The organism is Micromonospora sp. L31, from assembly GCF_052068075.1.
Classification (GTDB): Bacteria; Actinomycetota; Actinomycetes; order Mycobacteriales; family Micromonosporaceae; genus Micromonospora; species Micromonospora purpureochromogenes.
In genome coordinates this window covers 183835-208620 of record NZ_JBQHDC010000007.1, presented here as the reverse complement: position 1 = coordinate 208620, position 24786 = coordinate 183835, and the positions used below count along the sequence as shown (strand labels likewise).

Below are 24786 nucleotides of genomic sequence, written 5' to 3'. Positions count from 1 at the left end.
GCGCGGGTACGGTGGGTGCATGGCGCAGTTCGTGGACTGGGATCTGGCCGCCGCGACCGCGGGGGCGCTGGGCAAGTCGGGCCCCCGGGTGTCGTACGCCGAGGCCACCGACGTGGTCGTCGACCTGCGACGGCTCACCGAGGAGGCGGCCGGGCACGTCGCCGACTACACCGGGCTGCGCTCGCAGGTGACGCACCCGCCGGTGCGGGTGGTGGACCGCCGGGACTGGGCGGCCGCCAACATCGCCGGCCTGCGCGAGGTGATCACCCCGCTGGTCAACCGGCTCTCCGGCGACAAGCGTCCCGGGCCGCTCACCGAGGCGATCGGCTCCCGGCTGACCGGGATGCAGGCCGGCACGGTGCTCGCCTACCTCTCCGGCCGGGTCCTCGGCCAGTACGAGGTGTTCTCCGCCGACCCGGGGCAGCTGCTGTTGGTCGCGCCGAACATCGTCGAGGTGGAGCGGAAGCTGGAGGCGAACCCGCGCGACTTCCGGCTCTGGGTCTGCCTGCACGAGGTCACCCACCGCACCCAGTTCACCTCGGTGCCCTGGATGCGGGCGTACTTCCTCGGCGAGGTGAACGCCTTCGTCGACGCCGCGCAGGGCAACGAGCACCTGCTGGAGCGGCTGCGCCGGGGCGTCGCCACCCTCTCCGACGCGATCAAGGACCCGGAGAGCCGCACCAGTGTGCTGGACATCGTGCAGACTCCGGCCCAGCGGGCCGTGCTGGACCGACTCACCGCGCTGATGACCCTGCTGGAAGGGCACGCCGAGTTCGTGATGGACGGCGTCGGCCCGCAGGTCATCCCCAGCGTGGAGCGGATCCGGGCGGGGTTCAACCGACGCCGCGAGGCCGGCAACCCACTGGAGAAGGCGATTCGCCGGCTGCTCGGCGTCGACGTCAAGATGCGCCAGTACGCCGAGGGCCGCAAGTTCGTGCACGGCGTGGTCGACCGGGTCGGCATGGACGGCTTCAACAAGATCTTCGGCTCCCCGCTGACCCTGCCCCGGCTCAACGAGCTGGGCGACCCGGACGCCTGGGTGGCCCGGGTGCACGGGCCGGCCGGCGCCACCCCGACCGCCGGCTGAGCGGACGGCCGTGGCCGCCCTCGCCCCGCCGGTCGCCGCGATCCGGATCGCCGTCCGCCGCGCGCTGACCCCGCTGCCGGCCGACGGGCCGGTGCTGGTGGCCTGCTCCGGCGGGGCCGACTCGCTCGCGCTGGCCGCCGCGACCGCCTTCGTGGCGCCTCGGCTCGGCCGGCGGGCCGGTCTGGTGACCGTGGACCACGGGTTGCAGGAGGGCTCGGCCGGGCGGGCCGAGGCGGTGGCCCGGTGGGCCGTCGAGGCCGGTCTCGACCCGGTCGAGGCGGTGCCGGTGACCGTGGCCGGACGCCCCGGCGGCCCGGAGGCGGCCGCCCGCGAGGCCCGCTACCAGGCGCTGGTCGACGCCGCCCGGCGACACCGCGCGGCGGCGCTGCTGGTCGGGCACACCCGCGACGACCAGGCCGAGACGGTGCTGCTCGCGCTGGCCCGGGGTGCCGGACCGCGCGGACTGGCCGGCATGCCCGAGCGCCGCGAACTGGACGGGGTGCCGCTGCTGCGCCCGTTGCTCGACGTCACCCGGGACGACACCCGCAAGGCGTGCGCCGCGCTCGGGCTGACCCCGTGGGAGGACCCGCACAACGCCGACCCCTCGTACGCCCGCGCCCGGGTGCGCGCCGACGTGCTGCCGGTGCTGCTGCGGGCGCTCGGCCCGGGGGTGCTGGACAACCTGGCCCGGACCGCCCGACTGGTGGCCGCCGACACCGCCGCCCTGGACGACCTGGCCGCCGCCGCGCTCGCCGCCCCGGCCGGGGTACGGGCCGTCGACGGCGGACTCTCCGTGGCGGCCCTGGCCGCGCTGGCCCCGGCGGTGCGTACCCGGGTGCTGCACGCCTGGGCCCGGGAACTGGGCGCTTCTCCAGCGGCGCTGTCGCACCGGCACGTGGCCGCGTTGGACGCGCTGGTCACCGACTGGCGCGGGCAGGGCGCGACGCACCTGCCGGGCGGGCTGCGGGTGTCCCGCCGCGCCGGCCGTCTGCTCCGGGTCGACTGAGGCAGGGCCCTGGCCGCCGGTCGAGCCGTGATCGGGTGACGATCTCCGAGGGATCCGACGGCGGGTCGTCCCGGTTTCCGGGTTCCGATCACGGGGGAGGCGAGGCGGGCCCTCCCCGGGAGCCGCCGGAGGCGGTAGACATGGCGGATGGCGTACCCGCGACAGCCGCTCTTCGCCCCGAACGGTGCCGTCGCGACCAGCCAGCCGCTCGCGGCGGCCGCGGGTCTGGCCGTGCTGCGGCGCGGCGGCAACGCCGTCGACGCCGCGCTGGCCACGGCGATCGCGCTCACCGTGGTGCAGCCGCCCTCCAACGACATCGGTGGTGACCTGTTCGCGATCGTCTGGGACGGCGAGCGGCTGCACGGGTTGAACGCCTCCGGCCGGTCCCCGGCCGCGCTGACCCGGGAGGTGGTGCTCACCGCGACCGCAGGGCGCGCGCCGGCGGCGGTGGACGCGCTCGGCGGCGCGCAGGCGCGCGGTCCGGCGATGCCGGCCCGGGGTTGGCTGCCGGTGACCGTGCCCGGCGCGCCGGCCGGCTGGCGGGACCTGCACGACCGGTTCGGGTCGCTGCCCTTCGCGGACCTCTTCACCGACGCGATCTCCTACGCCGAGCACGGCTACCCGGTCGCCGCCGGCACCGCCGCCACCTGGGACCGGGCGCTGGCCGCGCGGGTCGAGCCGGGCGGCGAGGAGTACGCCGAGTTCGACCGGGTGTTCACCATCGACGGGCGGGCGCCGCGCCCCGGCGAGCGGTGGCGCAACCCGGACGCCGCCCGCACCCTGCGCCGCATCGCCGAGACCGGCGCGGAGGACTTCTACCGGGGCGACATCGCCGCCGCGCTCGACGCCCACGCGGCCCGCACGGGTGGCCTGCTCACCGGCGACGACCTGGCCCGGCACGCCGGCACCTGGGTGGACCCGGTCGGCGCCCGCTACCGGGGGCACGAGGTCTGGGAACTGCCGCCCAACGGGCAGGGGATCGCCGCCCTGCTCGCGCTGAACATCCTGGACGGCACGTACCTCGCCGCGCTCGACGCCGGGGAGCGGCTGCACCGCCAGATCGAGGCGGTCAAGCTCGGCTTCGCCGACGCCCACGCCCACGTGGCCGACCCGGAGCGGGCCCCGGTGCCGACCGCCGCCCTGCTCGACCCCGGCTACGCGGCGGCCCGGCGGGCCCTGGTCACCGACCGGGCCGGCGACCCGGTGGCCGGCGACCCGGAGCGCGGCGGCACCGTCTACCTGTGCACCGCCGACGCGGGCGGGATGATGGTCAGCCTGATCCAGTCCACCTACCTGGCGTTCGGTTCCCGGGTGGTGCTGCCCGGGCACGGCTTCGCGTTGCAGAACCGGGGCCTCGGTTTCCGTCTCGACCCGGCGCACCCGAACGTGGTCGGGCCGGCCAAGCGGCCCTTCCACACGATCATCCCGGGCTTCCTGACCCGCGACGGCGCGCCGGTCGGCCCGTTCGGCGTGATGGGCGGGCACATGCAGCCACAGGGGCACGTCCAGCTCGTCTCCGCCACCCTGGACGCCGGCCTCGACCCGCAGGCCGCGCTGGACGCTCCCCGCTGGTACTGGCACGCCGGCCGGACCCTGCTGGTCGAGCCGGCACTGGCGGCGGTGCCCGGCCTGGTCGCGGGGTTGCGCTCGCGGGGGCACGAGGTCACCGTCGCGGAGGAGCCTTCGGTCTTCGGGTACGGGCAGGCGGTGTGGCGGGGTCCGTCCGGCGGGTACGTGGTGGGGTCGGAGTCGCGGGTGGACGGGGCTGCGGTCGGGTTCTGATCTTCGGTTGCCGGGTGGTTCTGGCGCTTTCGGTTCGTCGGGGGCGGGGTGGGGTTTCGCCGGAGCCCGACCCGCTCCGGGCGGTCAGGCTTGATCCCTGCGCGGGTCGGGCTCCGGCGAAACCCGGGTGGCCGAGCTGGGTGGGTCCCGCCGGTCGGGTGGGTGGATCTTTTGGTGGTCGCGGTGGTCGCGGTGGTCGCGGTGGTCGCGGTGGTCGGGGTCGCGGTGGTCGCGGTGGTTGGAACCAGCCTTCTCCGCAGGTCCGTAGCCCGCGGGGTGGGCGCGGTCGTTCCGGTCGTGGCGGGGGCTGGTGGCCGTGGGGCTGGTTGCGGTCGACGTGGGGCTGGGCGTGGGTCAGGTGGTGGTGGTGACGCGGTCGCGGAAGGTGGTGCGGTAGGCGTGCGGGGTGGTGCCGACGCGGCGGGTGAAGTGGTGGCGTAGCGCGGCGGCGTCGCCGAAGCCGGCCCGGTCGGCGACGGTGTCGACGCTGAGCTTGGTCTCCTCCAGCAGCCGGCGGGCCAGCAGCACGCGCTGGTTGGTGAGCCAGTCGTGCGGGGTGGTGCCGGTCTCGGCCCGGAACCGGCGGGCGAAGGTCCGCGCCGACATGCCGGCCCGGGCGGCCAGTTCGTCCACCGTGGTCGGCCGGTCCAGGTGCCCGATCAGCCAGCTCAGCACCGGCTCCAGCGTGGGGGCCTCCGGCGTGACCGGGATCGGCGCCTCGACGTACTGGGACTGGCCGCCGTCGCGGTGCGGGGGGACGACCATCCGGCGGGCCAGCCGGGTGGCGATGGCGGAGCCGTGCTCCTGGCGTACCAGGTGCAGGCAGGCGTCGATGCCGGCGGCGGTGCCGGCGCTGGTGAGCACCCTCCCGTCGGCGACGTAGAGCGAGTTGCACCGGACCCGGGCCGCCGGGTGGCGGCGTTGCAGCTCGTCGACGTACCGCCAGTGGGTGGTGCACTCGCGTCCGTCGAGCAGCCCGGCGGCGCCCAGCACGAACGCGCCCGAGCAGACGCTGAGCAGGTACGCCCCCCGGTCGGCGGCCCGGCGCAGGGCGTCCAGCACCGGCTCGGGCACCGCGCAGCCCTGGCTGTGCGCCGGCACGGCGACCAGGTCGGCCTCCTCGACCGGGCCGAGGTCGGCGTGCGGGGTCAGCCCGAAGCCGGAGGAGGTGCGGACGGGGCCGCCGTCGGCGGTGCAGACGGCGAACCGGTAGCCGGGGAACCCGTCCGCCGTGCGGTCGGTGCCGAAGACCTCGGCGAGCACGCCGAGCTCGAACGGGGCGACCTTGTCCAGCGCGAGGACGGCGACGGATCGGAGCATGTGACGAGGGTAACCCCGCCGGTGGCAGAAAATCGAGGGGCAAGGGCATTCCTGCCACTGTCCGGCTCCTCGCGGCGGACGGAAACTGGTACCAGTCCGGTGCGCACCGGCGGCGATAACACTCCAAACAACGCGAAAGCGAGCGCCGCCATGGAACTCCTGCTGCTTCTGCTCTTCCTCGTCGGTCTGGCCGTCGCCTCGGCCGCCGGCCTCACCGCGGACAGCCACGACTCGGCCGACTGGAAGCCGACCGACCAGGGCCGCCGCTGGCAGTCCCGCACCTGCTGAGGTGATTGGTCCGGATTGCCGAAAAAATCCCTGGCGGGACCGCTCCAAAAGGGGCGGCCCCGCCGACGGAGGCCAGCCGGCGTACGGCAGGCTAGGAGTCATGGCTGACGGCTCCTGGTACGACGCCGACATCGATCACGTGATCATCTCCGAGGCGCAGATCCGCGAGAAGACCGCGGAACTGGCCAAGCAGGTCTCGGCGGACTACGCCGGCGTCGAGGACGGACTCCTGCTCGTCTGCGTGCTCAAGGGCGCGATCATGTTCATGGCCGATTTCGCCCGGGCGCTGGGCCGGAACGGTCCGCCGGCCGAGCTGGACTTCATGGCCATCTCCTCGTACGGCCAGGGCACCACCTCCTCCGGCGTGGTCCGCATCCTCAAGGACCTGGACCGGGACATCGCCGGCCGGCACGTGGTGGTGGTCGAGGACATCGTCGACTCCGGGCTGACCCTCTCCTGGCTGCTGCGCTACCTGGAGTCCCGCTCCGCGGCCAGCGTCGAGGTGGTCGCCCTGTTCCGCAAGCCGGAGGCGGTGAAGGTCCCCGTCCCGGTGAAGTACGTCGGCTTCGACATCCCGACCGAGTTCGTGGTCGGCTACGGCCTCGACTTCGGCGAGCGCTACCGCGAGCTGCCCTACGTCGGCGTGCTCAAGCCGGAGGTCTACGCCCGGGCCTGAGCCCCTCGCCGGCCGGGTCCGCTCCCGCCGCCGGCCCGGCGGTGGTCCCGGCAGGCCGGGCCGAGAGCTGCTCGTATCGGTGTCCATCGAGCGGACGTTCAGCGGGCTCTCAGCAAATCGGACTACGGTAGGTGCCGGTGGCGTGGAGGCAATCTCCACGCCCGACCCCTCGACTGGTGTGTGACCGGCGGTCGGGTGGCCGGGTGCGGAGCTCCCGCCACGCCGGCTGAACCCCGGTTCGCCGTCCGCGTAAGTGCTGGGCTCAGAAGCTCACTCCTGGCGCACACGGTGTACCGTCGAATGACCGCGGCGCGGCAGTTGGCGCGCCTCGGGGTCGAGGCCGGCCCGCACGGCGGCTCGGCGCCGCCAACGCGGCGACACCATTCAGACGGTCAGGACGTCGATCAGGAGGATGCGGGCGTCTCGGCGCTCGACAACAGCATGGAACGTACGCGTTTCTTCCGCCGACCGGTGGTCTGGATCATCCTGGTCATCCTCGGCGCCGTTGTGCTCAGTCAGCTGTTCACCGCTGGTCCCAGCTACCACCGCGTGGACACTTCCGTTGCGCTCGACCAGCTCCACACTGCCAAGATCAACAAGGTCGTCTTCCAGGACAAGGAGCAGACGCTCCAGCTCAACCTGGCCGAGAAGGCCAAGTTCGGCGACACCACGACCGACCGTATCGAGGCCCAGTTCCCGTACGAGGTCGGCGACGAGGTCTGGAACGACGTCCTCGCGGCGAAGGCGGCCAACCGGGTCACCGGCCCGGCCGACGCCAAGGTGTCGTCCGACAGCATCTGGGTGAGCCTGCTGGTCAACCTGCTCCCGATCGCCCTGCTGGTGCTCCTGCTGATCTTCTTCATGTCGCAGATGCAGGGCGGCGGCTCCCGGGTGCTCAACTTCGGCAAGTCCAAGGCGAAGATGATCACCAAGGACACGCCGAAGACCACGTTCGCGGACGTGGCGGGGGCCGAGGAGGCCGTCGAGGAGCTGCACGAGATCAAGGACTTCCTGCAGAACCCGGCGAAGTATCAGGCCCTGGGCGCCAAGATCCCCAAGGGCGTGCTGCTCTTCGGCCCGCCCGGTACCGGTAAGACGCTGCTCGCCCGCGCGGTGGCCGGCGAGGCCGGGGTGCCGTTCTACTCGATCTCCGGTTCCGACTTCGTGGAGATGTTCGTCGGTGTCGGCGCCAGCCGGGTCCGCGACCTCTTCGAGCAGGCCAAGGCGAACGCCCCGGCGATCGTCTTCGTGGACGAGATCGACGCCGTCGGCCGGCACCGTGGCGCCGGCATGGGCGGCGGCCACGACGAGCGCGAGCAGACCCTCAACCAGCTGCTCGTCGAGATGGACGGCTTCGACACCAAGGGCGGGGTCATCCTGATCGCCGCCACCAACCGGCCGGACATCCTCGACCCGGCGCTGCTGCGCCCGGGCCGCTTCGACCGGCAGATCCCGGTGGACGCCCCCGACATGGAGGGCCGCAAGGCGATCCTGCGGGTGCACGCCAAGGGCAAGCCGTTCACCCCCGACGTCGACCTCGACTCGGTGGCCCGGCGTACCCCCGGCTTCAGCGGCGCCGACCTCGCCAACGTGATCAACGAGTCGGCACTGCTCACCGCCCGTAAGGACCAGCGGGCGATCACCAACGACTCCCTGGAGGAGTCGATCGACCGGGTGATCGCGGGTCCGCAGCGCCGGACCCGGGTGATGAGCGACCAGGAGAAGAAGATCACCGCGTACCACGAGGGTGGCCACGCGCTGGTCGCCTGGGCGCTGCCGCACGCGGCGCCGGTGCACAAGGTGACCATCCTGTCCCGCGGCCGCTCGCTGGGCCACACCCTGGTCCTGCCGACCGAGGACAAGTACACCCAGACCCGCGCCGAGATGGTCGACACCCTGGCGTACGCGCTGGGTGGCCGGGCCGCCGAGGAGTTGGTCTTCCACGAGCCGACCACCGGCGCCGGCAACGACATCGAGAAGGCCACCCAGCTGGCCCGCGCGATGATCACCCAGTACGGCATGAGCTCCAAGCTCGGTGCGATCAAGTACGGCACCAGCGGCGACGAGCCGTTCCTCGGCCGCAACATGGGCCACGAGCGGGACTACTCCGACGTGGTGGCGGCCGAGATCGACGGCGAGATGCGGGCCCTGATCGAGCTGGCCCACGACGAGGCCTGGGAGATCCTGGTGGAATACCGGGACGTCCTGGACAACATCGTCCTGGAGCTGATGGAGAAGGAGACCCTCTCCACCGCCGACATGGCCCGGATCTGTGCCCGGGTGGCGAAGCGTCCGCCGATGGCCCCCTACAACGGCTTCGGCAAGCGTCAGCCCTCCACCGAGCCCCCGGTGCTCACCCCGGCCGAGAAGGACAAGCTCAAGGCCCAGGCGCAGGCCGACGGCGCGTCGGTCGGCGGCTCGAACAACTCGGACGGTACCCACTGAACACGGACGCTGCGGCCAGCCCCGAGAACTCGGGGCTGGCCGCCTCGTCGACCGAGCCCGACGGCGACGAGGCCCTGGACTACGTCGCGGCCCGGCTGATCAGCGGCAAGCTGACCGGCCGTCCGATCGAGGACACCATGGACCTCGCCCGGATCGAGAAGGCCGTCCGCGAGATCCTCATCGCGGTCGGGGAGGACCCCGACCGGGACGGACTCCAGCAGACCCCGGCCCGGGTGGCCCGGGCGTACGCGGAACTCTTCGCCGGCCTCCGGGTCGACCCGGCCCAGGTGCTCAGCACCACCTTCGAGGCCAACCACCAGGAGCTGGTGCTCGTCCGGGACATCGACGTGATGAGCCTCTGCGAGCACCACCTGCTGCCGTTCCGGGGCAGCGCGCACATCGGCTACATCCCCGGGCCGGACGGCCGGATCACCGGGCTGTCCAAGCTGGCCCGGCTGGTCGAGGTCTTCGCCCGCCGCCCGCAGGTCCAGGAGCGGCTCACCTCGCAGATCGCCGACCTGCTGATGAGCAAGCTGGCGCCGCGCGGCGTCGTCGTGGTGCTCGAGTGCGAGCACATGTGCATGGCGATGCGCGGCATCCAGAAGAGTGGCGCCAAGACCATCACCTCCGCGGTGCGGGGCACCCTCCAGCACGACGCGAAGTCGCGGGCCGAGGCGATGGCCCTGATCATTCCGCGCTGACCCGTAGCATCCCGACCGGCCGCGTCGCTCCCCCGTGGGGGCGGGGCGGCCGTCGCGTCTCAGCCGGCCAGCAGCGCCAGCATGATCACGCTGGCCGTCACCAACGCCGGGAGCAGGCAGGTCAGCGCCCCCAGCCGGGCCGTCCGGTCCAGCCGCTCGCCCGGGCGCGGCGGGAAGAGCCGACCCACCGCCACCCAGCCCGCCCCGAAGGCGACCGCCGGCATCGGCAGCCCGACGACCAGCGCCACGAGGCTCGCCGCGCCGGCCCCGGCGGCCGCGAGGACGATCAGCTGGACCATCGGTACCAGCAGCGCCAGTGGGCCGTACACCAGCAGGTTGCGGGCCCGGGGCGGCCAGGCCGCCGGTCGCAGCGGACCCCGCGCGGCCAGCGTCGCGTCGGCCGCGTCCGCCCAGCCGCGGGCCACCCGCAACGCGGCCAGCACGGCGGCCGGGCCACCGACCATCGACCGGGCCGCCTCGGTCAGCTCCGGCGGCGTCGGGGTCAGCGTGATCGCCGGTACGCCCAGCTCCCGCAGCCCGGCCTGCTGCGGCGCCAACCGGGCGTGCAGCCCGGCCAGCTCCTCGCGGGCCGCCTCCACCGCCCGGGCCTGCTCGGCGGCGGCGGTGGCGGCGGCGCGGCGTACCCCGTCCAGCTGCCGCGCGGCGGCCAGGTAGTCCGTCCAGGCGGCGGCCACCGCGCCGACCGGCTCGTTCCCGATTCGCTGCCGGACCGGCGTCGCCGGGGACGCCTCGTCGACGCCCGCCGCGCCGGCCCGCTCGTCGCGCCCGCTCACGCCGGCTCCTCCCCGTCCGCGAAGGGCACCAGCACCGTGCCCCGCTCACCCGGGCCGTCCCAGAGCACCACCCGGCCGGGGCGCGGCCGCCACTCCACCGGTCGCCCGAAGACCGCGCCGAGCATCGCCCCCGGCACGTCCACCGCGGCGACCGCGGCCAGCTTGTCGACCTCGCCGTCCGGCTCCAGCAGCGCCGCGAACGGCGGCACGGTACGCCACCAGCCCAGCAGGTGGATGCCGGTCGGCGGACCCTCGCGCAGCAGCGTGCGCAACCGCTCCACCGGCAGCTCCTCCGCCGTCGCCAGGTCCACCCCGAACACCACCAGGTAGGCCGGCCCGTCGCCGTCCATCGCCGCCAGCAGGCCCGCCGCGTCGACCGTCTCCACCCGCTGCCGCTGCGCCAGCTCGGTCGCCAACCCGGCCGCCAGCGCGGCGGAGCCCTCGGCCAGCGCCGCGAGCACGAACCGGGCGGCACCCGGTGGATGGTGGGCAGCGGTGCTCCGCGCGGCGTTCGCCAGCAACCCGGCCGCCCCCGTACCCGCCCCGAGGACGGCGAGGTTGCGGCCGGCCACCGGGCCGAGCGGGACGGCGACCGTCGTCCGGGCCACGTCCACCGCTCGGCCGAGCAGAGCGGCCGGCCCACCGGCCCGGCCGGCCAGGGCGGCCCGCAGCCGGGGGTCGTTGCGCAGCAGCGGCCGGGCCCAGCCCGCGAAGACCACCGGCGGGATGGTCCCCTCCGGGCGGGCCTCGAAGAGCCGGTGCCGGAGCTGCTCGATCGTCTCCGGGGCGTCGTGCGGGTCGGGGAAGCGGACCAGCCGCTCGTGACCCCGGGTGGCGCCGCGCGGCCCGCCCAACCCGCCCGCGGTGTTGACCACCGCGCTGCCCACCGCCAGGCCCGCCGCCGCGTCGTTGGTGGGCGCGAGCACCGCCCCGCCACCGGAGAGCGCCACCCGCACCGGGAACTGGCCCAACACCGAGTCGCGCGGCGCCGGGCCCGCCCCGATGCCCAGGTCACCCGCGCCGGCCAGCACCAGGTGGATGCCGTACGCGCGCCCGGCGCGGGCCAGGCCGTCCAGCCGGGCGAGCACGTCCGCGGCGACCGGATCCCGGGTCGCCAGCAGCAGCGGGAAGTTGTCGATCACACAGACGATCCGGGGCAGCGACTGGTGCTCCCGCAGTTGCGCGTAGCGCTGCCCGCCGGCCCGGGCGCCCGCCTCCTCCCGCCGGCGGGTCTCCGCCGCCAACTGGTCGAACAGGTCCCGCACGTACTCCGGGTCGGCGGCCATCGCGGCGGCCCGGACCTGCGGCACCCACGAGCGGTCCCGCTCGGTCTGCAGGAACTCCACGAAGGACTCGCCGTCACCGAGGTCCACCAGGTGCAGCACCAGCTCGTCCGGGCCGTACCGCGCGGCGAGGCCGAGCAGTGCGTTGGTGAGGAACGCCGACCGGCCGGCGTCGGAGCGACCGCTGATCAGCCAGTGCGGCGTCAGCTCGGTGAAGCCGACGGTCACCGGCCGCCCGTTGGCGTCGCCCACCGTGGTGGAGAGCCCGTCGGTCGAGCCGGCCTGCCAGAGCGGCTCCTCCGGCGGCGGCAGCAGCTCGGCCAGGCAGAGCCGGGAACCTTCCTCCACCTGCGCGGCCAACCGCCGGCAGACCTGCCCGATCAGGTCCGGCCCCGGGTCCTCGTCCACGAAGACCGGAGAGTTCAGGCCGCCCGGCCCGTCGCCGCCCGGCCCACCGAACGGGCTGCCGGGCGGATCGCCGAGCAGCGCGTACGCGGTCCGCAGCTCCAGCCGGGTGGCCTCCGGCAGCGGCGGGCGGGCCGCGTACGGGCCGGGTGGGGGCCAGCCGGCGACCACCAGGTGCAGGCCGGCGGGGCGGCCCTGGGCGGCCAGCGCCTCGATCCGGGCCAGGTCGCTCGGGCCGGTCAGCTCCGGCAGCCCGGCGATCATCAGCAGCAGCGTCCGGTCGTGCCGGCGGGGCCGGCCGGTGCCCGGGGAGACCCATTGCTCGGCCTCGGTCAGCACCGCCCGCAGGCCGGCCACGTCCACCGCCGGCGGCGGCAGCAGGCCCGCGTCGGCCAGCGGCGCGAAGGACGCGAAGGTGTCGCCCGCGCTCGCGCCGTCCACCGCGCGTACCAGCAGGCAGCCGGCCGGCGTCGCGGCCAGCAGCCGCAGCAGTACGGCCCGGAGCAGCCCGACCGCCCGGGGCTCCCGGGCGTCGACGTCGAGCGTCAGGTGGCCGGCGCCGAGCAGCGGCACCAGCGCGGGGAAGCGCGCGTCGTCCAGCGGGGCCGCGGTGCCGACCCGGACGAACGGCGGGTTCTCCTCGCCGGCCGGGGTGTCCGGCGGCAAAATGTCCAGCGGGGCACCGGCCCAGCCCGGCGCGAGCACCGCCGCCGCGGTCCGCAGCCGGTCGGCCAGCTCGTACTGCCGGCGCTGGTCGGCGGGGGCCGGGCGGGTCTCGTCGAGCACGCCGGCGGCGGCTACGGCGGTGGCGGCGGCCCGCCGGTGCAGGGCGGCGGCACGGTTCGTACGCGACTTCGGACCGGCCACCGTGTCCACCCCTCTTTCCGAGGTTGGAAACCTCCCCGAACCCCGACGGTATCCCAGGTCCGACCGCTCACCCGGGAAGCGCGGCGGTGCGGGACCGTCTTGTCGCAAAGCGTGGCGAACTCTCACGTCACGGGTTCGTCCTGTCACGATCCGCAGGATCTGGGGCATTGGGTGCGGGGCGCTCAGCCGATAGCCTCAGGGGGTGGAATCAGTGCAGCCCCCCGCCGGTTCCCAGGTCTCCCGCGTACCGGCGCAGCGGACCCCGCCGGACCAGTTGGCGCCCCCGGCCGCCCCGCCGGCGCCACAGCAGCAGCCCCGCCGGACCCGCACCGTCCTCACCGTGGTCGCGGGGGTGCTGGCGCTGCTCTGCGTGAGCGGTGCGGTGATCGGCTACGTGCTGTACGACCGCGCGACAGCGCCGGACCGTAGCACTCCAGACGTCGTGGTGGCCGGGTACATCCAGGCATTTCTCGCGGATCGCGATGACACGAGAGCAAGTGAGCTCGCCTGCCAGGAAGGTGCCGACATCAACGATCTACGGCTCCTTCGCGATGATCTTGTAGCGCGAGAGCGCCGCTTCGGCACGAAGATCTCGACAAGCTGGGAAGATTTCAAGATTCAGCAGCAGGGTGACCGCGCTAGCGTCGAAGTCGTCCTCATCCTCTCAGCCTTCATGGACGGAATCTCGCAGAGCGATCGTCAGGGCTGGCGGTTCGAGACGCAGCGTAAGGACGGCTGGCGGGTATGTACCGCGAAGCGCTCCTGACCGTCCTTACTCGATCCACAACAGGTGCACCGGAACCTCCAGGGTGGTCGGTGGCTGCCCGCGCCAGGCCCACCGGTACCACTCCAGTTCCGGGGTGACCCGGACGCAGATGTCGCCGTCGGCGCCGGAGTAGGTTTCGGTCACCGCGCGCAGATCCCGGTGCTCGACCGAATCCTCGACGTGCACCACCCGCCGGCCGCTGACCGTGTCGGCCTCGAAGACCGGCGTCGGTATCCGGTGGGCCGGCTCGTCCAACGAGACCAGCCGGATGCCCTGCTCGCGACCGGCTGCGCCCGGTGACGGGCGCTCGCCGAGCGTCTCGACCCAGACCCGCTCCACCGGGATCAACGGCGCGAACACCTCGACCTGGTCGGACTCGGCCCGGTACCACTCGTGCTCGGGGATCACCGGAACGTAGGTCCGGCTGCCCTGCACCACCCGTTCGTCGGCCCGCAGGTCACCCCGCCAGCCCAGGCCCGGCAGCCCGACCAGGACCCGCCGGCCACGCAGCTCGACCCGCCCGGTGGCGGGCACGATCTCGACCGGCCGGGGGGTCAGCGGCGCCCAGTCGGGCTGGCCGGCGAAGGGATCCGGCAGCGGACCGCTCATCGTGCCGCTTGCCTCGGGCTCGACCCGTTGAGGGGCGCTCCCCGCTGCAGCATGAACGGCACCGGGTCGATCGCCCCGAGGGAGCTGCGGTCACTATCCCGGTGCACCTCGAAGTGCAGGTGCGGGCCGGAGGAGTTGCCGCTGCTGCCCACCCGTCCGATGATCTCACCGGCCCGCACCTCCTGACCGGGGACGACCAGCGGCTTCTCCACCATGTGGCAGTAGCGGGAGATGTAACCGCCGGCGTGCAGGATGTCGACGAACCAACCGCAGCCGCCCTTGCCCGGGTAGCCGTCCACGTCGCAGTCGAGCCGGCCCCGGTGGTCCGGGTCGCAGCGCGCCACCAGCACCCGTCCGGTGGCCGCCGCGTGGATCGGCGTGGTCCCCTTCGGCGCGGCGATGTCCACCCCGTTGTGCTGCGGTCGGCTCGCGGTCCGGAAGCCCGAGCCCACTCTGCCGGGGATCGGTGACGTCCAGCCGGAGGCGGCGATCGTCTTGGCGGAGGCCCGGTCGCAGACGGTCTTGTCGGCGATCCGCACCGTCCGGGCGGCACCCTGGGCCAGCGCGTTCACGATCCGGCCGGCGGTGTCCTCGTGCTTGGCGTACGCGTCCGGGTAGGCGCTGATCTGGACCCGCTGGGCGGCGAGGGTCAGCGGGAGCCGCTCCCAACCGTCGACCTTGAGCAGCTTCTCGTAGAACTTGCGGGCGGCATAGTCCGGGCTCATCCGCTGCGCGACGCTGCCCCACCCGGCCCGCTGCTGGAACAGGCCGACCGAGTCGTGGTCGCGCCCGACCCCCTCGTTGGGGATGTCGCGGGATCCGGCGACGGTGCTGTTCGCCAGGTTGCGCAGGGCCGACTCCTGCATCGCGGTCGCCACCGCGATCACCCAGCCGCGGGGTGGCACCTTCATCTCCTGCCCGACCTTGATGATGACGGCGGCGTTGCGCAGTTGGCTGTCGCCGTAGTCGGACATGCGCGGCATCCTGCCGGTGACGTCGACCCGGTGGTCCTCGCCGCACGTCTGTTCCGTGGAGACCATGCTCTGCTCCTCGCCGCCGAGGTTGGTGAGGAAGAACGCGGCCGTGCCGCCGCCGCAGCAGAGCAGAGTGAAGGTGGCGGTCAGCGCGGTGACCACGGCGCCGACCCGGAGTCGGCGACGGGGCGGCTGGCCCACCCCCGGCAGCTCGGCAGTCATTCCCGCTCCCAGTCCACGGCGTCCACCAACCAGCGCCCGTCCGGCGCCACCAACTCCAGCCGGAGCCGCCCGGTCTCCAAGGGGACCAGCACCTCCGCGAAGGCCTCCGTGCGCGGCCGGAGAACCAGTTCCCCGGTCACCTTCTCCGCCGGCACCCCCGCTGGATCGGCGCCCGTCAGCTTCTCGGTGAGCCCCGCCGTGGACAGCGGGCGCAGGTCCGAATGCCACTTCTCCGCCGTGACGGCCGGCCCACCGAGCCACGCCTTGGCGAACCGGTCCGCAATCTGCTGAGGGGTCGGCTCACCGGGACGCGTCCGGGGGGACGCCGGCACCGGTGTGGCGATGACGCCGTCGTCGCCCTCCGCGGGGTCCACGGTGGTGATCGGCTCGCGCGGGCGGTTGCTGAGCCCGATGGCCGGGTCGACGGGGCCGGTCACCAGGCGGGCGGTCCCGATCACCGCGAAGACCAGCACGGCGATCGCGAGCGCGATGCCGATCCGGGACCGCAGGACCCGGGTGGCCAGGAACTCGATCGCTCGCCGCATGGCCGTCACCGTGCCTCGGAGCGCACCCGCGGGTTCGGCCTGCTGGCCGGTGTGCGCTCGGCGGGATCCGGTCGGTACACGACGAAGGACGGCGACTCATCGGGCACGTCCGGCTCCGTCCAGCTGGCCGGCTGCCGACGGCGGGGACGCGGCGCGGTGGTGCGCGCACCGTCGCCGGAGCGCACCTCCGGCGGATCCGTCTCGTCCGCGCGCTCCCGACCGTCCGGTCGATCCCGCACCGCGAGCGTGCTGGAGGAGTGCGAAGGGTCCTCGCGCCGGGCCTCCGGTCGCAGGTTCGACGGTTCCAACGCCAGTCCGCGGCGTCGGGCGAGGACCGGCTCGGTCGTGCCGCCCGGCTCCACCACGTCGAGCCGCGCGGCGACCCGCATGTCGCGGAAGAAGCGACGGTGCCAGGAGCCGGCCGAGCTGACCGCCTCGCTGCTGTCCTTGCCGCCAAGCTGGGTGATCCGCCGGTACGGGCGCAGCAGCAGCCAGCCGACCACGCCGCAGAGCCAGACCAGCACCACCTGGAGCCAGCCGGCCAGGGTGGGCGTGCTCATGATCAGGTCCACCGCGAAGAGATAGATGGCGGCTCCGGTGCCGAAGATGGCGATGTTGAACACCGCCGCGACGACCGCGTTGCCGAGTCGCCGCAACCCGGCGCTGGCCGGTCTCAGCAGGCCGACCGTGCCCAGGATCGGTGCCGCGATGACCGCCCAGCGGAAGATCAGGAAGCCGAGCAGCACCAGCAGCGAGGCGGTCAGGTCGAACATGGCGAAGAGCAGCGCGGCCAGCACGGCGATGAACCCGGAACCGATCCGGTCCATGTCCCGGGCTCCGGTGAGGTATTCGTACGCCTCCGGGTCTTCCTTCTTGATCTGCTCGGCGATGGTCATCCACTGCTGCTGCTTGGCCTTGATGACCACTTCACGAGTGGCAGGACTGGTCCGGATGGACTGCGCCTCACCCCAGGAGAGCGACTTGGCGTCGTAGAGCCCGCGGCCGTACTTCTTGGCGGTCTCGCTGTCCGCCGAACCGAGCACCCCACGCATCCAGTTGCGGTAGAGCATCGATTCGGTTGCCGTGTCGCTCGCCCGGACCGCCGGTGGCCTCTTGTCGACGCAGGCGTCGGGATTCGGAAGTACGCACTTGTCGGCGGGAATGTCCCTCGAAGCCGGCCCCACCGCATCGTGCACGACGCCGAGAGTGGTGATGAGCGTGCCGTCGGCGATGTTGGCGGACTTGACCGGCCAGGCGGCCAGGGCGGTCACCGCGACCATCACCAGCAGCGCCCAGCCGGCCGTGGTCATCGCGTTGCTCATGTCCGACTGGCGGGACCGCCAGAGCAGGTAGAGGCCCACCACGCAGAGCGTGACGATGCCGAAGACGCTGAACACCTTCTGGTAGACGGCCTTGGTCGCCTTCTCCACCAGCGGGTCGGCCCAGCCCCACATCGAGCGCGGGTCCCAGGCCCGCTCCCGCATGGCGTTCGAGGCGCCGATGATCGCCGTGGCGAACATGAACTCGCCGTTGGCGACCGTGGTGGTGAACTTGTAGTCCGGATGCAGCACCGTGGAGGCGCAGCCGCCCTCGACGTCATAGGTGTTGAAGCTGTAACCCGCGTAGCCGTAATCGCTGTAGAAGCCCTTCGGCCCGGGCAACTTGGACGAGTCCGGCCGCGAGGCGAACCAGCCGGCCAGGCCGGAGTCCGGTGCGGAGGCGACCGGGGGCTTCCTGCAGGTGATTTCGCTCTCGCTGATCTGCTGCAGCTTCCGGAAGCAGGCGCGGAAGTCGGCCTGCCACTCCTTGGTGCTGCACAGCTCCGCCGCCGCCTGGGCCGTCACCGGCGGGGCCGCCGAGGCCGGTGTCGCCCCGACCACCGGCCAGGCGATCGTGGCACCGGCGAGTACGCCGATCGCGAGGAGGAGCGCCGCGATCCGTGCCCGGGCCCTCGCCATGTCACGCCTCCAGGTCAGCCAGGACGGTCGGCAGTTGCCCGGCCACCTGGGCGACCCCGCCGGGGGTGGTGTCCAGGTGTGCCAGCAGCCCTTCGACGTACGACACGTCGACCCGGACCTTCTGCACCCGGCCGTCCACGTCGCGCATCACGAACTCGCGGAAGCCGAGCCGGTCCGCCGAGGTGGCGTCCACGGCCGAGAGGGAGGCGAGGGTGGCCTCGTACCCGTCGTCGACCGGCACCCGGAGCAGCCGCAGCGCCTCGGAGGCGATCTCGGCGTCCTCGGCGATCCGCCCGACGAAGACGGTGGAGACGAGGTTCTGCACGTCGAGGCCGAGGATGTCCTTCGGGTTCTGCGAGGCGACCAGGGCGGCGAGGTTCCACTTGCGGGAGTCCCGGGCGAGCCGGACCAGGAACGACCGGCCGGAGCGCCAGCCCTCCATGAAGTGAGCCTCGTCCAGGCCGACCAGCTTGCGCGACGACATCGACCCGCCGTAGCAGCGACGCACCGCGAGCCGGTGCGCGGTGTGCAGCATCGGCAGGGCCAGCGCCTCCTCGGCGGACCAGTACTCCCGCTCGATCTTGAGGTCGGGGAGCCGGAGGCCGGCCATCGTGATCACGGTGAGCGCGGCGTCGGCGCCGAGCAGCCCCTCCGGCGGGCGGCCGAAGAAGAGCATCGCCAGCGGCATCTCTGCGGTGTCGAGCAGCAGGTTGGCCAGCTCCCGGCCGGCGTCGTCGTCCATCCCCTGCAGGCAGGCGACCACGTCGTCCAGCGTGGAGGTCTCCTCCGCAGGCACCTGTCGTACGGCGTGCCGGAACAGGGTCGCGGTGGACGCCTCGCGGGCCACCTGCGGCGGCACCAGCATCATGCAGATGTCCTGCACGAGCATCCGGCGCTCGGCCCGGGCGTTGGAGACCGCGATCTCGAACTCCCGGTCGCCCGCCGCGCCACTGCCGAACTCGCTGCGCAGCGGGGTGGGGATGAGCGAGTACGGGGCCAGCGTCCCGTGCTCCGACCCGGTCAGGTTGAGCACCCGTGCGTACGGTCGCAGCTCCGGCATCGCGCAGAGCCGGGCCAGCGGGCCGGACGGGTCCAGCAGGGTCACCTGCACCCCGCGCCGCGCGGCCAGGTAGCCCAGGGCGCCGAGCAGGGTCGACTTGCCACCACCGGGCTCGGCGACGAAGACCGCCAGGCCGGAGCGTTCGCGGACCTCCATCGGGAAGTGCAGGTCGAGGAAGACCGGGCGGCGGCAGGTGCCGGCGGTACGCCCGATCAGGTCGCCCCGGCGGTCGCCGACGGTGGAGGCGGCCTGCGGCAGCGCGGCGGCGAGCAGGTTGACCGGCATCCGCCGGACGTAGCCGGTGTTGGCGATCGGCTCGCCGGGGATGAACTCGCGGGCCAGCCAGTCCTGGTTCTTCGGGTGTTGCAGCGAGATGCGCAGCTCGCGGGAGTAGAGCTGGATGAGCCGGCGGGCCCGCTCCAGGCACTCCTCCCTGGTCCGGCCGCCGACCGCGATCCGGTGCCAGCCGTGCGCGCGGGCCGAGTCCACCGGCAGGCCGGTGGTCATCTCGTCGCCGATCACCAGCGCCCGCTTGGCCAGTCGTTCCAGCTCGGGCGGGGCGTCGATGCCGTGCTCGGCGTAGTCGAGCTGCTGCGAGCGGATCATCCGCAGCCGGTGCTCGAGGTTACGGAAGGAGTCGCCGGAGCCGAGGATGTCGACCCGGGTGGAGATCTCCATCGGCCAGGGCAGCCGCTCGTGGAAGTGCAGCCACGGCTCGTGCCGCTCGGGGATCTCCAGCGGCTCCATCCGGCCGACGGCGAGCACGGCGACGTGCCGCTCCTCGCCGGTCATCCGGTTGACCAGCTTCACCGTGGAGCCGTACGGGGTGCGGTACCGCTCGACCTGCTCGGTGAGGGCGAGCAGGTCACCCCGCTCCCACCGGCCGTTGGTCACCGGGGAGAGCGTGCCGGGGGGCGCCATGCAGAGCGCGACCGAGCGGTAGAGCAGCCATTCCAGCTCCTGCGCGGTGACCCGGCGGCCGCGCATGCCGAACGCGCCCAGCACCTCGTCGAACTGCTCGACGGTGCGGCCGAGCCTGCGGCGCTCGCCGTCGGCGGTGCCCCGGCCGAAGGTGCGCAGCAGCCGTTCGGTGAGCGAGTCGCCGAGCGAGCGCCGGGCGAAGGTGACGCCGAGGTAGGTCTGCCCCTCGGCGTGGTTGACCGACATCAGGTGCCGCTGGGCGGCGACCAGGTGGTCTGCCCAGCCGGGCGTGCCGGGGACGTCGGGCAGCGGCGCGGCCGTGTGCGCGTCGATGGTGCGGGCCCACTCGTCGGCCGGGAAGGGGCGGGTGGTGCGGCGCAGGTGCAGCCGGAACCCGGCCAGGCCGGCGTACTGCTCCGAGATCGCCGAGAGCAGCGCCTCCCGTTCGGCGTCCGGGCGGAACGCCCAGCGCACCTCGGGCAGCCAGTACCAGGCGGTGACGGTGTTGGGGGTGAAGGTCAGGTGGCCGGCGATCTCGGTGATCGCCAGGTCGATCGACGGGTCCCGGTCACCGAACTTGATTTTCGGAGGGCGTACCCGGACGGGCTTGGCGGGGGTGCGCCGGCCGGCCGCGCGCTGGCGCGGCGGCGCCAGCTCCCGGGACGCCCGTTCCGCCGGCTCCTGCGGTCCGGGCTCGGCCAGCTCGCGCCGGCCCGGTTCGGCGATCGCGTGCCGGGCCGGCTCCTCGATCTCGCGTCGTGACGGCCCGACGGGCGCCGACCGGGGCAGCTCCTCCGGCTCCGGCCACTCCGGCTCGGCCGGCTCGGCCGGCTCGGGACGGACCGGTGCGACGGTCTCCCGGCGGGCCCGCGCGGCGGCCTCCCGCAGGGCCCGTTCGACGGCCTCCCGCCGGCTGCGTTCGGTGGCCTCGCGCGAGGTCAGCGGCTCGGCGGGCAGCGCGCGCGGCAGGCGTGGCACCGGGGTCTCCACCGGTCGGTCCGCGACCGGCTCGGCCTCCGCCGGCGGGCGCAGCACGGGCAGGCGGTCGCCGGGCTGGTGCGGGACCCGGGTGCGGGCGGGTCGCTCGGCGGCCGGCGCCTCGATCGCCGCCGGCGTCTCCGGCGCGATGGCGGGCTGCGGCGGGGCCGAGGCGGGGGGCGCCGGCTGGTGCGGGATCGGCGGGTGCTCCCGGCCGCGGCGGGGGGACGACACCGGGGGCGGCGGGCCGGGGCGCGGGGGCGCGCCGGGGCCGCCGAAGAGGTCGAGGAACGGGGAGTCGATGTCGGTGCCGTCGCCGACGAGCATCGGCGGGCCCGGCTCGACCGGCGTTACGCCCCGGCCGTTCGCCGGCCGCGGTGGCTGGAAGACGCCGACACCACCCTGTCCCGGACTGGTCACCAGGGCCGGGTCGGACGGCTGCTCGTCCTGGATCTCCTCCTCCGGGTAGTCGAGCGACCGCGCACGGTTACCGTGCGGGGCGCTGTGACGTCCGGCCGGGAAACCCGGCGTGGAAGAGCGACTCATGCGACCGCCTCACCCGTGTGGTTCGACTGCCCGATCGACGTACGCCCGGTCATGCCAGTTCCTCCCGGATCCTGATCCGGCTGCCGACCAGGCGGGGGTCCCGCAGCTCGGCGGCCGGCTCCCGGGTGCGTCGCCAGTCGGTCAGGGCGGTGCGGATGACCATCCGTGCCGGCCGGTCCGGGTCGACGTACCGGAAGATGAACGAGGTGCTCACGATGGCGAGCGCGATCTCCCAGGCGGGGAAGAGCTCGACCTGCAGCGTGAACAGCCAGTGGATGAACATGTAGAGGGGTACGAGCAGCATGAACAGGCCGTACTGGGCGTACGGCAGGTGGACGGGAAGGGTGTAGCCGGGCGGCCCGAGGTAGACCAGGCGAGCCCGGTAGATGTCGTCGTCGGTGCGCAGCCGCATGTCTCGCCCGGGCCTATTCGAAGATCAGGTCGATCAGGTAGTCGCCGACGAAGAAGAGTGTGGCCGCCCCGGCGATGAAGGCCAGGCCGACGATCGCGATGGCCGAGCTGGTGAGCACCTTGGAGATCTCACCCCGGCTGGCCCGGCCGATGAAGATGACACCGAGCACGGCGAGCAGGATGGGCGCGATCTTGCTGGCGAAGAAGGTGACGACGCCGTTGGTGTCGATGCCCTTCGGAGCCTCTTCGGCGAGCGGTGTCGTCGCCAGGGTGTGCAGGGCCTGCGCGACGCCGGACGTCGCCGTCTGCATGAGCTCGAAGGCGATCACTGGAACCTCCCCATGTCGCGGCCGGCGGTGCCGCGGCGGTGCAGTAGGCAAGCCTGGCGGGAAATGTGCTCACTCAGCGCAGCGTCGGCGACGCTACGTTCGTTACCCACCACGGAGAGTGGTGAGCTTTGGGGGGATTCTTCCCGCTTCGGCCCTCCCTCCAGGCTTCGCCATCTCGATGCTGGGCAATTCCACAGCGTACGGCCCGCCCTCCTTTGCGACAACCCGCGAAGAGTCGGCCCGATTCGGCCCGGACGACCGATCGTACACCTGTTCCAATGCGCATGTCAGGGGGTCGCCGGAGCGGGCGTGGACGACCGGTACCGTCTAGTCGTGACCGATCTGGTACGGGCCCAGGCCCCGGTGGTGATGGGCGTCCTCAACGTCACGCCCGACTCCTTCTCCGACGGTGGCCGCTACGCCGACCTCGACGCCGCGGTCGCACACGGCGTACGGCTGCGGGCGGAGGGCGCCGCGCTGATCGACGTCGGTGGCGAGTCCACCCGGCCGGGCGCCGACCGGGTCGACCCCGCGACCGAGGCGGCCCGGGTGCTGCCGGTGATCCGGGAGCTGGCCGCGGCCGGCGTCGCGGTGAGCATCGACACCAGCCGGGCCTCGGTTGCCGAGGCGGCCCTGACCGCCGGGGCCACCGTCGTCAACGACGTCTCCGGCGGGCTCGCCGACCCCGACATGGCAAGGGTGGTGCGCGACGCCGGCTGTCCCTGGGTGCTGATGCACTGGCGCGGGCACTCGCGGGGGATGCGCGAGCTGGCCACCTACACCGACGTGGTCGCCGACGTGCGCGCCGAGCTGGGCCGGCGGGTCGACGAGGCGCTGGCCGCCGGGGTGGCCGCCGACCGGATCATCGTCGACCCCGGCCTCGGCTTCGCCAAGACCGCCGCCCACAACTGGGAGCTCAGCGCCCGTCTGCCGGAGCTGGTCGCGCTCGGCTTCCCGCTGCTGTTCGGGGCGAGCCGCAAGTCGTACCTCGGCCGGCTGCTGGCCGACGCCGACGGCGAGCCGCGCCCCACCGCCGACCGGGAGGCGGCCACCGCCGCCACCAGCCTGCTGGCCGTCGCCGCCGGCGCCTGGGGGGTACGCGTGCACGACGTGCGCGGCACCGCCGACGCGCTCGCGGTCTGGCAGGCCACCGGCCGCCCTCGCCTGGTCGCCGAGCCGGCCGCGCGCCGAGCCGGCCGCGACGGCGCGGCACCGGGCGGTGCCGGCGTGCCCGCGGTGGGGGCGGCCGGGCCTGCCGACCGGCAGGAGAGCGAGCCGGCGCGGTGACCGCGTCGGGGCTGGGGAGCGCCGCGAACGTCGGCCGGAACGAGGGAGAACGATGACCGACCGGATCGAGCTGACCGGCCTGCGGGCACGCGGTCGGCACGGCGTCTACGACTTCGAACGCGCCCAGGGGCAGGAGTTCGTCGTCGACGCGGTGCTCGAACTCGACCTCGCCCCGGCGGCCCGCTCCGACGAGGTGACCGACACGGTGCACTACGGCGAGCTGGCCGAGAAGCTGGTCGCCGTCATCACCGGCGAACCGGTCGCGCTGATCGAGACGCTCGCCGACCGGCTGCTCGCGGTCTGCCTGGCCGAGCCGCTGGTCGCCGCCGCCACGGTCACCGTGCACAAGCCCGAGGCGCCGATCCCGCACACCTTCTCCGACGTCGCCGTGACGATGCGGCGTACCCGATGACCCGGGCCGTGCTCTCCCTCGGCAGCAACCTGGGCGACCGCCTCGCCCACCTGCGTGCCGCGGTCGCCGGACTCGGCGACGCGGTCCTGGTGGTCTCCGGGGTCTACGAGACTCCACCGTGGGGGGACGCCGACCAGCCGGCGTACCTCAACGCGGCGGTGATGGTCGCGGACCCGGCGGCGACCCCGCGCGACTGGCTGGAGCGGGCCCGGGCCGCCGAGCGGGCGGCCGGCCGGGTCCGCGACCCCGAGCGCCGGTTCGGACCGCGCACCCTGGACGTGGACGTCATCGCCGTCTGGGACGCGGCCGGCGAGCCGGTGCTCAGCGACGACCCCGAACTCACCCTGCCGCACCCCCGCGCCCACCTGCGCGCGTTCGTGCTGCGGCCGTGGATCGACATCGAGCCGCACGGGCGGCTGCCCGGGCACGGCTGGCTGACCGACCTGCTCAACGACGAGCCGTTGGCCTCCGACGCGCTGGAACTGAGCCCCCGGCCCGATCTGGCGTTAGAGTCGACCCCATGACCGAGTGGAGCCGGCCGGCATGACCCAGGCGCAGCCCCCGCGCGGAAGCGAGCCCGACCGCTTCCGGATGGGCCCCACCCGGATCTCCACCCTGGTCGTCGCCGCCCTCGCCGCCGCGGCGGTGGCCTGGTTGCTGATCAGCACCTTCTACTACGACGTCGCGCCGGACCTGCCCTGGCTGCCGGTGGTCACGCTGGCCGCGCTCGCGGTGCTGGAGGCGTACGCGGCGGCCAACACCCGCAGCCGGATCGAGCGCCGGCCGGGCCGCGACCCGGTCAACCCGCTGCTGGTCGCCCGGTTCGTGGTGCTGGCCAAGGCGTCCGCCCTGGCCGGGGCGATCTTCACGGGCTGCTACGCGGGGCTGACCGCGTGGCTCTTCATCGAGAACACCAACGCCGCCATGGACGACCGGCCGGCGGCCGGTGCCGGCCTGCTCGCCGCGCTCGCCCTGACCGCCGCCGCGCTCTGGCTCGAACGCGCCTGCCGGGTCCCCGAGCAGGAGGACGACGAGGACCGGGAGCCCGGCGAGCGCCAGGGCGGCCCGCCCCGCCGCTGATCAGGGGGGTTACGCGCGGCCTCGTGCGCAGGTA

22 protein-coding genes are annotated in these 24786 nt (G+C 73.9%); 12 read left to right on the top strand and 10 right to left on the bottom strand.

The genetic code is table 11. The annotated features are described in order from the left end of the window. Positions 1-19: 19 nt before the first annotated feature. The 3 genes from ACTMS9_RS20800 to ACTMS9_RS20790 all read left to right on the top strand — a co-directional run bounded on the left by ACTMS9_RS20800 (position 20) and on the right by ACTMS9_RS20790 (position 3875). On the top strand, positions 20-1087 hold the full coding sequence (locus ACTMS9_RS20800; RefSeq protein WP_441141971.1) for a zinc-dependent metalloprotease: 1068 nt from the start codon (positions 20-22) through the stop codon (positions 1085-1087). Between the two features lie 10 nt (positions 1088-1097). After that, positions 1098-2093 carry a tRNA lysidine(34) synthetase TilS gene (tilS, locus tag ACTMS9_RS20795; protein ID WP_441165730.1) on the top strand — a complete coding sequence of 332 codons (996 nt, stop codon included), beginning with the start codon at positions 1098-1100 and terminating at the stop codon, positions 2091-2093. A gap of 147 nt (positions 2094-2240) precedes the next feature. Further along, entirely contained in the window at positions 2241-3875 is a 1635-nt protein-coding gene (locus ACTMS9_RS20790) for a gamma-glutamyltransferase family protein (protein WP_441165729.1), read from the top strand. 354 nt (positions 3876-4229) lie between these two features. On the opposite strand, the gene ACTMS9_RS20785 is transcribed toward ACTMS9_RS20790, so the two are convergent. Next, positions 4230-5195, bottom strand: coding sequence for a GlxA family transcriptional regulator (locus ACTMS9_RS20785; protein ID WP_441141974.1), 966 nt, complete (start codon positions 5193-5195; stop codon positions 4230-4232). A gap of 150 nt (positions 5196-5345) precedes the next feature. Here ACTMS9_RS20785 and ACTMS9_RS20780 point away from each other — a divergent pair, with 150 nt between their 5' ends. The 4 genes from ACTMS9_RS20780 to folE all read left to right on the top strand — a co-directional run bounded on the left by ACTMS9_RS20780 (position 5346) and on the right by folE (position 9305). Next, a complete protein-coding gene (locus tag ACTMS9_RS20780) occupies positions 5346-5483 on the top strand; it encodes a hypothetical protein (RefSeq protein ID WP_210774141.1) in 138 nt (45 codons plus the stop codon). A 100-nt stretch (positions 5484-5583) separates the two neighbouring features. Next, positions 5584-6159 (top strand): hypoxanthine phosphoribosyltransferase, encoded by a 576-nt coding sequence (gene hpt, locus ACTMS9_RS20775; RefSeq protein ID WP_179802179.1) that lies wholly within the window; start codon positions 5584-5586, stop codon positions 6157-6159. 441 nt (positions 6160-6600) lie between these two features. After that, the gene (gene ftsH / locus ACTMS9_RS20770; protein WP_441141975.1) at positions 6601-8604 is read left to right on the top strand and encodes an ATP-dependent zinc metalloprotease FtsH; all 2004 of its coding nucleotides are present in this window, start codon (positions 6601-6603) and stop codon (positions 8602-8604) included. A gap of 35 nt (positions 8605-8639) precedes the next feature. Further along, entirely contained in the window at positions 8640-9305 is a 666-nt protein-coding gene (folE, locus tag ACTMS9_RS20765; protein WP_210774414.1) for a GTP cyclohydrolase I FolE, read from the top strand. A gap of 59 nt (positions 9306-9364) precedes the next feature. Here the strand turns inward: folE and ACTMS9_RS20760 are convergent, their stop codons facing one another. Together ACTMS9_RS20760 and ACTMS9_RS20755 are read right to left on the bottom strand one after the other, a co-directional pair. After that, complete coding sequence (locus ACTMS9_RS20760) at positions 9365-10099, bottom strand: hypothetical protein (RefSeq protein ID WP_441141976.1); 735 nt, start codon at positions 10097-10099, stop codon at positions 9365-9367. Beyond that, a complete protein-coding gene (locus ACTMS9_RS20755; RefSeq protein WP_441165728.1) occupies positions 10096-12663 on the bottom strand; it encodes an FtsK/SpoIIIE domain-containing protein in 2568 nt (855 codons plus the stop codon). The genes ACTMS9_RS20760 and ACTMS9_RS20755 overlap by 4 nt, the downstream gene beginning before the upstream one ends. 202 nt (positions 12664-12865) lie before the next feature. On the opposite strand from ACTMS9_RS20755, the gene ACTMS9_RS20750 reads away from it, so the two are divergent. Continuing rightward, complete coding sequence (locus ACTMS9_RS20750; protein ID WP_441165795.1) at positions 12866-13420, top strand: Rv0361 family membrane protein; 555 nt, start codon at positions 12866-12868, stop codon at positions 13418-13420. 6 nt (positions 13421-13426) lie between these two features. On the opposite strand, the gene ACTMS9_RS20745 is transcribed toward ACTMS9_RS20750, so the two are convergent. Genes ACTMS9_RS20745 through ACTMS9_RS20715 form a run of 7 tightly spaced genes read right to left on the bottom strand, consistent with a single transcriptional unit; the run spans position 13427 to position 21973 of the window. Next, on the bottom strand, positions 13427-14029 hold the full coding sequence (locus ACTMS9_RS20745; protein ID WP_441165727.1) for a hypothetical protein: 603 nt from the start codon (positions 14027-14029) through the stop codon (positions 13427-13429). Next, entirely contained in the window at positions 14026-15225 is a 1200-nt protein-coding gene (locus ACTMS9_RS20740; RefSeq protein WP_441165726.1) for a M23 family metallopeptidase, read from the bottom strand. Before ACTMS9_RS20740 ends, ACTMS9_RS20745 begins: the two co-directional genes overlap by 4 nt. Further along, the gene (locus tag ACTMS9_RS20735; protein ID WP_441165725.1) at positions 15222-15779 is read right to left on the bottom strand and encodes a hypothetical protein; all 558 of its coding nucleotides are present in this window, start codon (positions 15777-15779) and stop codon (positions 15222-15224) included. The genes ACTMS9_RS20740 and ACTMS9_RS20735 overlap by 4 nt, the downstream gene beginning before the upstream one ends. Then, positions 15776-17728 (bottom strand): MFS transporter, encoded by a 1953-nt coding sequence (locus tag ACTMS9_RS20730; RefSeq protein ID WP_441165724.1) that lies wholly within the window; start codon positions 17726-17728, stop codon positions 15776-15778. Before ACTMS9_RS20730 ends, ACTMS9_RS20735 begins: the two co-directional genes overlap by 4 nt. 1 nt (position 17729) lies before the next feature. Continuing rightward, positions 17730-21233, bottom strand: a complete 3504-nt coding sequence (locus ACTMS9_RS20725; protein ID WP_441165723.1) for an ATP-binding protein — start codon at positions 21231-21233, stop codon at positions 17730-17732. A gap of 49 nt (positions 21234-21282) precedes the next feature. Beyond that, entirely contained in the window at positions 21283-21645 is a 363-nt protein-coding gene (locus ACTMS9_RS20720; RefSeq protein WP_067302246.1) for a hypothetical protein, read from the bottom strand. A gap of 13 nt (positions 21646-21658) precedes the next feature. Then, on the bottom strand, positions 21659-21973 hold the full coding sequence (locus tag ACTMS9_RS20715; protein ID WP_088959938.1) for a hypothetical protein: 315 nt from the start codon (positions 21971-21973) through the stop codon (positions 21659-21661). A 333-nt stretch (positions 21974-22306) separates the two neighbouring features. Here ACTMS9_RS20715 and folP point away from each other — a divergent pair, with 333 nt between their 5' ends. The 4 genes from folP to ACTMS9_RS20695 are packed head-to-tail and all read left to right on the top strand — an operon-like array spanning position 22307 to position 24752. Beyond that, positions 22307-23260 (top strand): dihydropteroate synthase, encoded by a 954-nt coding sequence (gene folP / locus ACTMS9_RS20710; RefSeq protein ID WP_441141983.1) that lies wholly within the window; start codon positions 22307-22309, stop codon positions 23258-23260. Between the two features lie 52 nt (positions 23261-23312). Next, complete coding sequence (gene folB / locus ACTMS9_RS20705; RefSeq protein ID WP_088959940.1) at positions 23313-23672, top strand: dihydroneopterin aldolase; 360 nt, start codon at positions 23313-23315, stop codon at positions 23670-23672. Further along, positions 23669-24196, top strand: coding sequence for a 2-amino-4-hydroxy-6-hydroxymethyldihydropteridine diphosphokinase (gene folK / locus ACTMS9_RS20700; RefSeq protein ID WP_441165722.1), 528 nt, complete (start codon positions 23669-23671; stop codon positions 24194-24196). Before folB ends, folK begins: the two co-directional genes overlap by 4 nt. A 19-nt stretch (positions 24197-24215) precedes the next feature. Further along, positions 24216-24752, top strand: a complete 537-nt coding sequence (locus ACTMS9_RS20695) for a DUF3180 domain-containing protein (protein ID WP_441141985.1) — start codon at positions 24216-24218, stop codon at positions 24750-24752. The last annotated feature ends 34 nt before the right edge of the window (positions 24753-24786 follow it).